This window comes from Desulfonatronovibrio magnus, assembly GCF_000934755.1.
GTDB lineage: Bacteria > Desulfobacterota > Desulfovibrionia > Desulfovibrionales > Desulfonatronovibrionaceae > Desulfonatronovibrio > Desulfonatronovibrio magnus.
Genome location: NZ_JYNP01000005.1, coordinates 145,181 through 158,868, shown reverse-complemented (window position 1 = coordinate 158,868; position 13,688 = coordinate 145,181). Strand labels below are relative to the sequence as shown.

Sequence of the window (13,688 nt, the reverse complement as noted above, 5' to 3'; positions counted from 1 at the left end):
CTATCCTGCAAGCCCTGCCGCTCTGACAAACTCTCTAAACAGAGGATGAGCACGCATTGGGTTGGATTTGAATTCCGGATGAAACTGACACCCCAGAAACCAGGGGTGATTTTCTAATTCAACAATTTCCACCAGGCTCTTATCCGGGGAAAGACCACTGAAAATCATACCCTCAGCTTCAAATTGCTGCGCATACTTTTTGTTGAATTCATACCTGTGGCGATGTCTTTCCATTATCTCCCGGGTCTGGTAGGCTTCATAAGCCTTGGTGCCTTCTGTAATGACGCAGGGGTAAGCACCAAGCCTCATGGTTCCGCCCTTGTTGCTTTCCTGACATCTTTTCTGCACAGTATTATTTCTAAAGTCAAACCACTCCTTCATTAAATAAATCACCGGGTGCTCAGTGTCAGGCGAAAACTCCTGAGAGTCAGCATCTCTGAGCCCCAGGACATTTCTTGCAAATTCAATCACAGCACACTGCATACCAAGGCAAATGCCGAAAAAAGGAATATTTTGTGAACGAGCGTAGCTGATGGCTGCTATTTTGCCTTCTATTCCCCGGGAACCAAATCCTCCGGGCACCAGAATCCCATGGAGACCGCTCATCTGTTGCTGCACATTACCACCAGGTATGAGGCTGTCTGAGTTAACATATCTCAGTTCTACTTCCCTTTCACTTTCTAAACCTGCATGCACCAGAGCTTCATGCAGGCTTTTATATGATTCCCGCAAATCAACATATTTACCCACTATGGCAATATTAATCTTGGGGCCTGGATGATGGAGCCGATGAACCAGGTTTTCCCAGCTTTGAAGGTTGGGATTTTTAGCTGGAAGCTTAAGCATAATGGCAATTTTCTGATCCAGGCCTTCTTCATACAAAGCCATGGGAACCTCGTAAATACTCCTTACATCCTTGGCCGTAAAGACAGCATCAGGGTCAACATTACAAAATAAAGCTATTTTGGATTTGATATCCTGATCCAGATCAACTTCAGAACGACAGAGTATAATATCTGCCTGAATGCCTATACTTCTGAGCTCCTTGACGCTGTGCTGGGTAGGCTTGGTTTTGAGTTCCCCAGCAGCCTTCATATAGGGCACAAGGGTCAAGTGAATATACAACACCTGATCCTTACCCAGCTCTCCTCGCAATTGCCTGATGGCTTCCAGAAATGGGAGCCCCTCTATATCGCCAACGGTTCCACCAATCTCTATGATGGCCACATCTTCATCGTTTTGGGCAACACTTTTGATGGCATTTTTTATCTCATCAGTTATGTGTGGTATCACCTGCACCGTGCCTCCAAGGTAGTCACCGCGCCGCTCCTTGGTAATAACAGAATGATAGATGCGCCCTGAAGTAAAATTGTTGATCTGGGCCATGGGCTGATCAAGATATCTTTCATAGTGTCCAAGATCCAGATCTGTTTCTGCGCCATCATCTGTCACATAGACTTCACCGTGCTGGAATGGATTCATAGTACCTGGATCAACATTAATGTACGGGTCTAATTTCTGAATGTTGACCTTAAGCCCCCTGGCCTTGAGCAAGGCTCCAATGGATGCTGCAGCCAGCCCTTTACCAAGGGATGAAAGCACGCCCCCGGTAACAAAAATAAACTTTGTTTTCATAAATCTTATCCACCTGTAGAACTGAAAGTTCAGTCAGCTTTATTAAACATAAATTTTGAACACTTGAAGCAGATATGGGCTCAGCTTACAAGTAACTGGAATCGTTTTGCTAATAAAATCAGACGTTTACAATTTTTATATTTTTACGATTTTTGCTCATGATTGATGCACATTTGCCTGAAAAGTTCCGTCAAAGATGAGAGCTTTACGCCTGGCACAGGGACTGTCCCTCGCTGTGTAAATTTTTTCTTTTAAGCAAATTTCTACAACGAACCAATGCAGCATGAATCTTTTTTATAGTACCTCGCGGGGACTGTCCCAATTTCCAAATATGGGACTGTTCTTCAAGGTGGAGGCGGCTTCCAGCCGCCTGGAGTTAAATAGCCTGCAGGATGCAGGCTCCACTTTAAAGGCATTTACTCACAAGTTCGGTCCCGTGCCCCCGGGTGAAACGATTACAAAAGATTCAAGCAAAGCACAAAGCCAAACCTATTAGCGTAATGTGGCTCTCTTGCCAAGCTCTTAATCAAGAGCTAAATTTCGGCCTTTATTGACAGGCAGTCAGACAGCGGTTATCTTGCTGTAAATTTTTTAAGGAGGTTTACATTGAATATTCTTATTTTTGGTCCCAACGGAAGCGGCAAAGGTACACAGGGCTCACTGGTTAAAGACAAATACGACCTGGCTCACATTGAGTCCGGCGCAATTTTCAGACAGCACATTGGCCAGGGAACAGAGCTGGGCAAAAAAGCCAAGGAATTCATCGATAAGGGAGAGTTGGTTCCTGATGACATCACTATTCCCATGGTCCTGGAAACACTGAAGGAAAAAGGAGCTGGCGGATGGCTGCTGGACGGATTTCCAAGAAATATTGTTCAGGCCCAAAAACTCTGGGATGCACTTAGTGCTGCTGGAATGAAACTAAATTTTGTTATTGAAATCCTCTTGCCCAGAGAAGTAGCAAAAAACAGAATCATGGGACGCAGACTTTGCGTTAATGATCCCAACCACCCTAATAATATCTTCATAGACGCCATCAAGCCCGACGGTGATAAATGTCGTGTCTGCGGAGGAGAACTAAAGTCCAGGTCTGATGACCAGGATGAAGATGCCATTGATAAAAGACACAATATCTACTATGACAAAGACACAGGTACACTTGCGGCAGCATATTTTTATAGAGACCTGGCCGGCAAGGAAGGCTTCAAGTACATTGAACTTGATGGAGAGGGCAGCATCAACGACATCAAGGACACCCTTCTGAAGCAGTTAGATTAAAGCTTTTCAGGATGAGCAGTCCAGAACAGGATAGCATGTTCTGACTTCCCGGCCCTGCTTTTGTCGCCTTTGTGAAACCAGCAATTGGCGATTCCAGCAGGGCCGGACAAATTCAAGCACAAACAAGCGGAGGCATAATGGAACTCAGCATCACCACTCCGGATCAAACGCTGCCCATCCACAGGGCATTTATTGTTAATATTGTAATTAAATCTTTTAAGGGCAGGAAAAATGTAGAGGTACACCTTTACAGACCTCAATGGGATAAAGCAGAGGAACAGTCATACCCATGGGACAGGCTCCTGGTTCAGCCTCCTTCTCAGACAAAAGACAAAGTTGACAAGTCACGGCAGGTTATACTGGAATCCTTTACCGAAGCTGAGCGTGACCAGCTGATAGACTATCTCAAGGAAAGGTATCAGGATCGCTTGACCCTGATAAACAGCGCCTTCCTGTCTTTTCCTGTTCCAGCAGGTCTCATGCCGCTTTCCATGATGCCTGAAAACGAAAATTTCGGGCGTATTCGTTTTGAACTCATCCCCAACTACTCTTTAGACTTTCAGGTACACGGCTTTTATGATCTGGGCGCACATGCCCCTATCCTCACAGGCGAAGAGCTTTAATCAGGATTGCTGATTAGCAACTTACCGTTTCAATCCTGTAAAAAATAACAAGAAAGTTTTTTAACCTTGAAAGAGCAATAACGCCCAGGAACCTTATTCTTCAGCCTTCAGTCTTCAGTCTGAAAAGCACGTTTATCGCCCCAACTTAACGATCATTGCTTAAATTGGGTTGTGGGCACAGCCCACATTAATACCACCAGGGAATGCCTTTGGGACCAAGCTTAGACCTTGCCCGGGTTATCTCCGGCCTGCTTTCCGGGCACTTCCAGGTAAGCCTGACCTCACCATGCTTAGCAGTATCCAACAGATTAATTTCATTTTGATTGATTATTTCAAGTACCTCATCATGAGGCACACCAAACCTGTTCATAAATCCTCTGGCCACAACTGCAGTGTCAGCACCTGTCCGGGCGTAAAGTTCGGGACTGGCGCTGGTGCGACTGCCATGATGTGGCACAATGATAACTTGTGCTGAAATATCCTGGCCTGTCTCGAGAAGAGTATCGATCCCCCGGGCCTCGAGATCCCCGGGTATAAGAGCTAAGGGATGGCCGTTCCAGATAAGCCTGAGTACAAGAGAGGTATCATTTAATTTGTCGAATTTTTCCGGATCAGATGGATGAAGCACTTCCAGCACCAGTCCTTTACTTAGATCCAGGTTTTCGCCACGCACCGATACCCGACTGGGAATATCCTGCCTCTCAAGTGCCTCATTTATGCGCCATGTATCCACCTCACCAGGCCAGATCCCATTATGCACATACTTATCTGCGCCAAGATATTTCAGGGGATAAATAAGACCACCATAATGATCCACATGGGCGTGGCTCAGAACAACCATGCTTAGATTATGAGGCCATTTTCTCCAGGTCAGAGAAGGAACCACTACCTGCTTGCCCAAGTCAAAATCAGGGTTCCAGCTTCCTCCTCCATCCACCATTACCGGACTGCCTCCCGGGTGTTCCAGAACAATCCCCTGACCCTGCCCCACATCCAGTATTCGCAGCACCACTTTATTGTCATCACCCGCAAAAAAGGGCAAAAATGCCAGGATCGCCACAACACCGGTCCCGATAATAAGCCTGATACTCCGGAAATCCAGTTTGCGGATATAAATTATCAAGATTAAAATCACCCAATAGGCCATTAAATGCTGCCAGGGTGGTCGATATGTCACTATGGGATGAAGCAGGTCTTTGTGCTGCAGGTATTCCAGGAAAACAATAAAATAGTTGAGGCAATACGCCGAGATGGACATCAGCACGCTGCCCAGCCATCCCATTCCAGGCATGAGTGAAATAAAAAGACCTGCAAAGCCCGCTGGCAAAATGATAAAGCCCAGAACCGGAAGCCAGAACAAATTCAGATATAAATGAGGACTCAAATAATTAAAAGTCCAGGCCTGAACAGGGAGCAGAGCTGCATTGGCGGCAATGGTCACACCTGCAAGCCCAAGAAAGTACTTTAGAATTCTGAAATCACTGATTTGTTTAATTTTTCTCCAGGCTGATTCCAGAACAGGCAATATTAATGCAATCCCGGCAACCGCAGTCAATGAAAGCTGCAAACGCAGGTCAAACACAGCCCATGGGTCCAGAATGGTAATGATTCCGGCAGCGAGAAACAGACCATCCAGCAGAACCCGTCTTTTATTCAGAAAAAGGAAAACGCCCCAACTGGCAAACATAATTGCGGAACGGATAAGTGTTGGAGGTGCCTGTCCCATCCATAGATAAAGCAGGCACAAAGGGGTGGCCAGCAGTACCCCCAGTTTCAGATAAGGCAGGTACAGATAGATTTTTGGATAAAAAAATCCCAGCAAACCGGCCAGAATAAAACCCATCCCTGCCATAATGCCAAGGTGCAGCCCTGAAAGGGCCAGACTATGAGCCAGCGAGGCCAGACGAATAGAATCAATGAGATTCTGATCAACAAGATACCTGTCTCCAAAAAGAAGGGCCAGACCCAGCCCTTGAACCTGCTGCTGTCTATGTGCAGAGAGGCTGTCAAGCTCAAAACCGCTCTGAGCCTGATCTTTTAGATGCTGCCTGGCTGAAGAGGAGGATCCCTTAGAACCTTCTATTCTGTGCCAGAAATGTTCGCCCCGGGTGTAACTTCTCCATAAAACACTCTGCGTACGCCAGAAAAACTCGCTGTTCCAGACCCCAAAATTTGCCATGCCATGTATTGGACGCACGTTGAGGTGGGCTTGAACATCTTGCCCTGGAAAGAGTTGGTCCGGCGTATCCTGCCAGGTCCAGACCAGTCGCCCTGGCAGGGGTTGCGCCTGTTCACCCCTGCCGAGAAAGAGATTACCCAGAATAACTCTCATTCTTTGACCAGGCAGAAAAGCAACTTCTTCCACCTGCCCCTGAACAACTACTCGCTGTCCGGAACTGATATCTTCAGGTATTTCTTCCGGCAGATCAGGAAGCCTGACAAAAGCCAGTGCCATGCTGAGGATAAATACACAAGGGATAAGCAGATTAAAGCGAAGAGATTTAAAAGGGGCAAACAACAGCAGCAAAAACACGCACGTCGCTGCAGGCCATGGATACTTCAGGGCCCATATGCCCAGCCCATAGGCAATGACCAGTTTTTGCCAGGGCAGAATCCCCTGGGGCAGATATGAATCTGAAAAATGACGCAATGTACTTCAAAAAATTTGAGCAAGTGGTCCTGGAAGAGCCAATGCCCGTGCCACACGCAAAGAGGGTGAACTGTTACGAAAAATTTAACCTTATAGCGTTTTATTGAAAGATTTGGAGTTAGGGTATAAATGCTTCAGGCAAACTGGAGAATATTATCTCACCGTGATCAGTTATATGGCGCAAAAATCCGCTTGGGTCATGATTCTCCTCAATTAGAACAGGTTCAATTCTTGTGTCTACATTATTAGCAATCTGATAAATCCTGGTCAAAAGATCCAGGTAGTCCACATCAATCCTGTCAACTATCACAGCAACATCTATATCGCTATCTTCACCAGGGTGACCGCTGACCCACGAGCCATACAGAATCACCTTTCGTGGGCTTATCTCCTGGACAAGATTTAGAGCGAATTGTTTGGCAATTCCTGTAATTTGATCTTTAACCATATAAAAAGTTTTTACACCCAACCTATCCCTTTCTTCCTGGCCTGTAGCTATTTTTTCAAAACCTGCCTTGGCTTACTGCCTTCCTGCGGACCCAGGATGCCATCTTTTTCCATCTGCTCGATAAACAGGGCAGCCTTGTTGTAACCTATGCGAAACCTGCGCTGAATTAATGAGATGGAGCCCTTGCCCTGATCCATGATAAATTCAACAGCCTGAGCATACTTGGGATCATCAATAATGGGATCTGATTCTCCTGCTGATCCTGAAGATTCACTGCCCTCGTTCTGTTTCCATTCAGCAAAATCCAGTTCAAACTCAGGATCGGCCTTGTTCTTCCAGAATTCAACCACCCTGGATATTTCATCCTCATCCACAAAAGCGCCATGAGTCCTCTGGAGCTGACCACCACTGGTTTTAAAAAGCATGTCTCCATGACCCAGCAGATATTCAGCCCCAATGGAGTCAAGGATGGTCCTGGAGTCATGTTTTGAACTGACCTGAAAGGCAATGCGTGAAGGAAAGTTAGCCTTGATGATACCCGTGACTACATCAACCGAGGGCCTTTGCGTGGCCAGTATGATATGAATGCCCGATGCCCTGGCCAGCTGAGCCAGTCGAACTATGGCAACTTCCACCTCTTTGGCCGCAGTAAGCATGAGATCAGCCATTTCATCAATAATCAGAACAAGGTAAGGCATAGCATGCAGGTCTTCCATGCCCTCGGGCCGATCCAGTCCCATGGCAGCCAGCTTCTGGTTATACCCTTCAATATTGCGCACGCCCAGCCTGGCCATTAGATCATACCGATTTTCCATCTCGTGCACTGCCCAGTCCAGAGCATTCTTGGCAAGATTCATATCCGTGACCACGGGATGCACAAGATGAGGCAGATCATTATAAACAGCGAGCTCAATTCGTTTAGGATCAATTAACAGCATTTTCAGCTCATCTGGACTGAAACGAAAAATCATACTCAAAATAAGGGAGTTCAAACAAACGCTTTTACCAGCCCCGGTTGCACCAGCTACCAGCAGATGAGGCATGCGAGCCAGATCCTCAACCTTGGCCTGTCCTTGAATATCTTTACCAAGAGCCAGAGGTATTTTTAGCTTTGATCTACCAAAAGACGGATTTTCAAAAATTTCTCTCAGATAAACCATTTGCCGGTTTTCATTGGGTATTTCCACGCCAATGGTGTCTTTGCCTGGAATAGGAGCAACTATGCGTACAGCTGTGGCTTTAAGGGCCAGCGCCAGATCATCACCAAGATTGGCAATACGACTGATCTTGATTCCGGGAGCAGGCTTATATTCAAACATGGTCACTACTGGACCAGGCTGGACATGTTGGACTTCTCCCTGCACAGAAAAATCTTCAAGACAGGACTTAAGGGCCCCAGCCATTTCTTTGATTCTGTCTTTATCAATATCCGGACCGCTTGTGTCAGCTTCTGTTAAAAGATCTAAAGGGGGCAAGGCGAACTTACTCAGCTTGCCAGGATCGATTGCCCCCCCGGATTCTTTGGCCTGAGTTGCACTTACAGACTTGAAACTCTTGTTGCCTGATGTCTTATTTTTTACCTTTTTTTGAATGTTTTTTTTTATGTTTTCTTCATCCTGTTCTGATTCATCGACATTCATGGCAGCGTCTCTGAGCCTGTGGAATATAAAAGCCCAGGAAAAACCTGTAGCTGTTTGCAGCCCCAGCAGAGTAATAAGAAGAATAAAAAGAAAACTCCCCCAAAAATTCAGAAGCGAATAGACATAGGCAAACATCAACCCGCCAGCAAAACCCGAACCCCTGATATTGAGAAGCGAAATATTTTCTTTAAGGGCTGGAAATTCAAACCAGATGAGAAAAGCTATGTAAAGCAGAATGACACCCGGCCAGCGCCACCACCTGGAATGAAAATAAGGCCTGAACAACAGCAGCGCAAAATAACACAGGACAAATGGCCAGATCAGGGCCCCCAGCCCGAAAAACTCTATAAATGTTCCGGCAGTATACGCTCCAGCCTTGCCAGCTACATTCTGGACAATATGCTCTGCACCTGGCTGGTGGTTCAAAGAGGGATCATGTGGTGAGTATCCAATGATACTGATGAACAGAAAAATTGCCGCAAAAAAGAGAATCAGAGCTGGAATTTCTCTGAGCAGTCTGTTGCCATCCATAAAAAAATGCTCCTGATGAATTAGGACTCTCTTCCGAGATAATCTTTGGAGCGAGTATCAATTTTGACCATATCCCCTTCATTGATAAATAGAGGTACGTTGACCACAAGACCGGTTTCTAAAGTTGCAGGTTTTGATGCCCCTGATACTGTATCGCCTTTCATGCCTGGCTCTGTTTCTTTCACTGCCAGCACAACTGCTGCCGGCAAATCAATATCTAATGGCTGGCCATTGTAGAACAGAGTTTTGACTGTCTGTCCGTCTTTCAGAAAACCTCCCTTGTCCACCATACTTTCATCCGGAATGGTAATTTGCTCATATGTTCCCATATCCATAAAAACATATCCGCTGCCGTCATGATAAAGATACTGCATGTCCCTGGTTTCCATATCAGGCTTGCCCACTTTTTCTCCAGACCTGAAAGTCTGGTCTACAGCACCGCCAGTGAGCATGTTTTTGAGTTTGGTCCGCACAAAAGCACCACCCTTGCCTGGCTTTACGTGCAAAAAATCAACAATTTCATAAGGGGTATTGTCGATTTCAATTTTCAAACCTTTACGAAAGTCGGTTGTCGAAAGCATTATTTTCCCTCCAGAGAAATGTTTATATCCAAATAGTCCACAACAGCCTGCAAGCCATAAACATAGCTCATTATGCCAAAACCGGCAACTACCCCCATACTGTGTCTCGCAGTAAGGCTGTGCTGTCTGATTTTATCTCTGCTCCAGATATTGCTCAGGTGAACCTCCACATATGGAATATTTATCCAGGCCAGACAGTCTGCCAGGGCCAGACTGGTATGTGTGTAGGCTCCGGGATTTATGACAATACCGGAAATCTTATCCTGCCAGGCTAGTTCTATCCTGTCTATGATATCTCCCTCACTGTTGGCCTGAAAAAAATCTAATTCAGCCTTTTGCAATACATTCTGACCATGCTTATCCAGTAGACTTGGGAGATCATCCATGGATTTTGAACCATAAATATCAACATTTCTTTTGCCAAGATACTTTAAGTTGGGACCATTAACTGTTAAAATAGAATATTTTTTTTTATTGTTCAACTGTATCCTCCTCATGTTTCATTGTCCCAGGCCTTATCTCAGGTGTTATCCAGATCTCCTGCACACCCGAAACATCTTCCTCTGAGTCATCGGTATCTCTTTGCACAGCCTGCACTCTAAGCATAGCCAGAAAAATCAGGTCATTGTAGTTAACCTCATGGTTGGTTTCCATAATTTCGGCCTGAGCTAATGCCCCTTTTCCGGCCCCTTGCGAGCGGCCCGGAGCATCCACAATCTGGACAATTTCACCAGAACCGAAAATACTGACCAAGTCTCTGCCGTGCTCCCTTATCCCTCTTCCTACCAGAAAAAAGGCCGGGAGGGTTGATGGATAGTCTTCAAACAATCTAACAACCACTCTATCCTTCCTGCCCACAATGGTTCTTTCTTCTTCCAGGCCGATTATTTCTCCTGCCAGGCTGTAATCGGGAAAGGCAACCAGCGAACACGTAAACTCCTGAGTCATATCATTTGTCAAAGGTGCTATTTCCGGCTTAATCTCCCCTTGTAAGCTTAGAAACTGGCGCGCACGGCCTGTATAACCGTCCTGACTGCCTTGCACAAGAGGCTGGAGATTAAGCACTTTCCTGGATGTTAACCTGAAACACTCTTTGCCTGCTTCATTCATAAACATGGCTTCCATGCCATCACCATGTTTGAGGACGTTTCCTGGCAAGGTAATACTGTAGGAAACTGTTTCTTCCATATGGCCATAGGATCCCAGGGAATCAAAATAAGTATCCTCTACATTTTTCCGGCAGGATACAAGAGACATAATGATAAACAGAAACCAGATCACAGCTTTCATAGTATTTTCTCCAGCGAAACTGACTGTTTACAATAAAATGTACATAACATATGTTGAATTCGGCTTAACCCACAACCCAAGCGAAAGGTTTATGGTTTAAGGCTGTAGGCTGAAGGCTGAAGACCTATATCCATAAACCTTGGACCTTAGACCTTGGACCTTGGACCTTAGACCTTAGACCTTGGACCTTGGACCCATAAAACATGTACAAACTGATACTCGAAAAAACAGCTTACACTCCAGCCCAGCTTTCCGGCATTGATATTCCCCAGATAGCACTGGCCGGCAGATCCAATGTAGGCAAATCATCCCTCATCAATACTCTTGGAGGCAGCAAAAAACTGGCCAGAACCAGTTCTTCGCCGGGCAAGACAAGGAGCATCAATTTTTACATGGTGCAACCTTCCGGATTTAGCCTGGTAGATCTTCCCGGGTATGGATACGCCAAATGCTCCAAGACTGAGCGGGAAAAGTGGAGCAGACTCATTGAAGCTTACATCCAGGACAACTTTCAGCTCAAAGCTGTAGTGCACCTGCTGGACTCCAGGCTTGAACCCCAGGCCCTGGATCTGGAACTGAGCCACTACGTACAATCTTTGAATATTCCGATACTACCCGTACTGACCAAGTCAGATAAGTGCAAGCAAAAGCAGTTGACCGCAATTTCCAGAACCTGGTCAAAAATCCTCGGCCTAAACTGTCCGCCAGTGGTCTTTTCCGCCAAAACAGGTGCAGGCCGTGACAAACTATGGGAATTGATAATCGAGTCAGCAACCCCATGATCAGCCCCAGGCTCATTCCCGGCGCGACCAGATAATCTGGCCCAACCCCAGCGTTCCAAAAAGGACGTTGGCAAGCCATGCACCCCAGAATGGCGGGATGAGACCTTCTTCAGCATAGCTCACTCCAAAAACATAAACCGTATAATACAAAAATACAACAACAAGCCCAAGGGTAACTAAGGCGTAAACATTCTTTATCAGGGTAATCATGGCCAGACCCAGAATGGTCATAACAACCAGGGCAAAGGCATAGGCGATTTTACTGTGCCAGGCAGTAGCAAGCCTTTCAACGTTAGAGCCACTGTCACGCAACTGAGTGATCACTGTGCTTAGGGTAAATATTGACAGCGACTCGTAAGGCAGCCTGGAAGCAATGGCCGAAAATGAAGAAAGGTCGGTTCTCAAAGTCATTTGAAATTCTTCCTGAAATGTGACTTTATAACCATGGACATCAGTGATAACTGGCTGCATGAGCTTCCATACGCCTTTCTCCACCTGAAAACCTGGCGCCCTGATTATCTCCTGGATGGTATCCTGCCCCTTGAGTCGATGCACAATAATTTCACTGCCCATATTGCTGTCAGGCCAGACCTGCCTGATAAAAACAATAGTCTCATCTTCCTTGAACCACAAATTTTCAATACCCCTGCCCTCAATCTGACGCTGCCTGATGTCCGAGTCCCAGATAATCTTGGTTTCCTGATAACCCCTGATTCCGATGGTTTCAGCAAAAAGCAGCAAAATAAAAAACATGATAAAAGAGTAGGCAATAAAGAACATGGCAGGCCGAACAAAGGAAATGGCGCTGGTTCCCAGAGCAGTCATTTCATGGTTGCGATACATAAGCGCCAGCTGAATAATAACCGCAAGCATGAAAATGGCAGGCATGATCTGCGTTACAATGAGAGGAATTTTGTAACCAAAATATCTGAGAGCCGTTGTGACATGAATGCCGGATTCCACCACTGCGTTCATTCTTGTCACAAAGTCCACAATCAAGTAAATGGCAATCCCTGAAATCAGGATGATGGACATAAGAATGAAATTTTGCCGTAGCAGATATTTATGCAGGATGGTCAGCATTGTCTTCTTTTCCCAGCAGCTTTTCTGACATTGCTTTAAGGTTAAACTGTCTGCCCTTGCCAAAAAAATAAAATCCTGTTGCTGCTATGCCCGCAAAAAGCAAATTTGGAATCCACAAGGCAAGTGCAAGTGGAATCAGGCCCATTTCCCCCAGGCTGTAGCCCATGGTAAAAAGACTATAGTACGCCAGAAAACATACTATGGCCAGGAAAAGCCCCCAATTACGCCCCACTCCCTGCAGAGACATCCCTAATGGGAGGGCAAAAAAGCCCAAAACAAGACAAGCCATAGGCAAGGCAAATCTTTTGTGTTGTTCTAATATGACAGAGCGATAATGAGCAGATCCTCCCTCTGCTTCCAAACGGGCAGTACTCAATTCAGACCAGGACATTTCTTCAGGGTCCTTGTCACTTAACTCCACGCTGCCTATAAGACCTTTCAAATCTAAACGGACTGTGTACTCGCCAAAAGTGACCACTGACACCTCATTCCTGTCAAGGCCGTAAATCCTTCCATCTTGTAAAATAAACAGTATTTCCCCCTGCTCAGCGTCAGAAACAATTTTTCCAGTTGGTGCAACTATGGTCAAAGGAACATCCCCGCGAGTATCATCCCTGATGAACACCCCCTTAAGTTCACTGGTGTCCAGATCAGTCTGCTGGGCATAAATGGCCAGTCCCGGCAAATGCTGATTAAAAATACCAGGTTGCACTGACACCTCTGTCTGGTCACGGATCATTTCCAGGGCTGTCTTTCTAAAATTGTCCGCTCCCCAGGAAACAAGTTCCATGGACACAAACAATGTGATGCCAAAGGCAGCAAATGAAAATATTAGCGGTGCAAAAAACAGATTGCGTATTGATATGCCGCTGGCTTGCAGAGCTGTTAACTCACGGTCCGAAGCCATGCGCAAAAAGCACAGAAAAATACTCAGCATGCAGGCTATGGGAATTACCAGGCTCATAAAGGATGGACTCAGATAGAAAAAAGCCTTGAGCACATCCAGTATAGCAATATTCTGCCCCACAAACACATCTTTAAGATCAATCATCCGACCGATGACTATAAGCGATATCATGGAGGTCAGGGTGATCACAAATATGAGGCTGACCTCCTTAAGTATCTGTTTGTGGAGTATTTTCATATT

Annotated in this window: 12 protein-coding genes; 3 read left to right on the top strand and 9 right to left on the bottom strand. The window is 45.9% G+C overall.

The genetic code is table 11. The features are described 5' to 3' along the window. The gene (gene pyrG / locus LZ23_RS00775; protein ID WP_045210699.1) at positions 1 to 1,635 is read right to left on the bottom strand and encodes a CTP synthase; all 1,635 of its coding nucleotides are present in this window, start codon (positions 1,633 to 1,635) and stop codon (positions 1 to 3) included. Positions 1,636 to 2,241: 606 nt separating this feature from the next. Here pyrG and LZ23_RS00765 point away from each other — a divergent pair. Both LZ23_RS00765 and LZ23_RS00760 read left to right on the top strand, forming a co-directional pair. After that, positions 2,242 to 2,913 (top strand): adenylate kinase, encoded by a 672-nt coding sequence (locus LZ23_RS00765; protein WP_045210696.1) that lies wholly within the window; start codon positions 2,242 to 2,244, stop codon positions 2,911 to 2,913. Positions 2,914 to 3,050: 137 nt separating this feature from the next. Then, a complete protein-coding gene (locus tag LZ23_RS00760) occupies positions 3,051 to 3,536 on the top strand; it encodes a KOW domain-containing RNA-binding protein (RefSeq protein ID WP_045210694.1) in 486 nt (161 codons plus the stop codon). A gap of 187 nt (positions 3,537 to 3,723) precedes the next feature. On the opposite strand, the gene LZ23_RS00755 is transcribed toward LZ23_RS00760, so the two are convergent. From LZ23_RS00755 to LZ23_RS00730, 6 genes are all read right to left on the bottom strand, one after another. Further along, on the bottom strand, positions 3,724 to 6,186 hold the full coding sequence (locus LZ23_RS00755) for a DNA internalization-related competence protein ComEC/Rec2 (RefSeq protein ID WP_045210692.1): 2,463 nt from the start codon (positions 6,184 to 6,186) through the stop codon (positions 3,724 to 3,726). A 118-nt stretch (positions 6,187 to 6,304) separates the two neighbouring features. After that, the gene (locus tag LZ23_RS22080; protein WP_157493061.1) at positions 6,305 to 6,634 is read right to left on the bottom strand and encodes a nucleotidyltransferase domain-containing protein; all 330 of its coding nucleotides are present in this window, start codon (positions 6,632 to 6,634) and stop codon (positions 6,305 to 6,307) included. Positions 6,635 to 6,681: 47 nt separating this feature from the next. Beyond that, the gene (locus LZ23_RS00745; RefSeq protein WP_045210690.1) at positions 6,682 to 8,805 is read right to left on the bottom strand and encodes a DNA translocase FtsK; all 2,124 of its coding nucleotides are present in this window, start codon (positions 8,803 to 8,805) and stop codon (positions 6,682 to 6,684) included. A gap of 20 nt (positions 8,806 to 8,825) precedes the next feature. Next, positions 8,826 to 9,386 (bottom strand): elongation factor P, encoded by a 561-nt coding sequence (efp, locus tag LZ23_RS00740; protein ID WP_045210688.1) that lies wholly within the window; start codon positions 9,384 to 9,386, stop codon positions 8,826 to 8,828. Next, positions 9,386 to 9,868: a type II 3-dehydroquinate dehydratase gene (locus tag LZ23_RS00735; protein WP_232300328.1), complete on the bottom strand. Its 483-nt coding sequence runs from the start codon at positions 9,866 to 9,868 to the stop codon at positions 9,386 to 9,388. Before LZ23_RS00735 ends, efp begins: the two co-directional genes overlap by 1 nt. After that, positions 9,858 to 10,676, bottom strand: a complete 819-nt coding sequence (locus tag LZ23_RS00730) for a hypothetical protein (RefSeq protein WP_045210684.1) — start codon at positions 10,674 to 10,676, stop codon at positions 9,858 to 9,860. Before LZ23_RS00730 ends, LZ23_RS00735 begins: the two co-directional genes overlap by 11 nt. A gap of 203 nt (positions 10,677 to 10,879) precedes the next feature. On the opposite strand from LZ23_RS00730, the gene yihA reads away from it, so the two are divergent. Further along, a complete protein-coding gene (gene yihA / locus LZ23_RS00725; protein ID WP_045210683.1) occupies positions 10,880 to 11,458 on the top strand; it encodes a ribosome biogenesis GTP-binding protein YihA/YsxC in 579 nt (192 codons plus the stop codon). 12 nt (positions 11,459 to 11,470) lie between these two features. Here yihA and LZ23_RS00720 read toward each other — a convergent pair whose 3' ends face one another. Beyond that, positions 11,471 to 12,541: an LptF/LptG family permease gene (locus tag LZ23_RS00720; RefSeq protein ID WP_045210681.1), complete on the bottom strand. Its 1,071-nt coding sequence runs from the start codon at positions 12,539 to 12,541 to the stop codon at positions 11,471 to 11,473. Then, the gene (gene lptF, locus LZ23_RS00715; RefSeq protein ID WP_045210680.1) at positions 12,522 to 13,685 is read right to left on the bottom strand and encodes an LPS export ABC transporter permease LptF; all 1,164 of its coding nucleotides are present in this window, start codon (positions 13,683 to 13,685) and stop codon (positions 12,522 to 12,524) included. Before lptF ends, LZ23_RS00720 begins: the two co-directional genes overlap by 20 nt. Positions 13,686 to 13,688 lie beyond the last annotated feature (3 nt).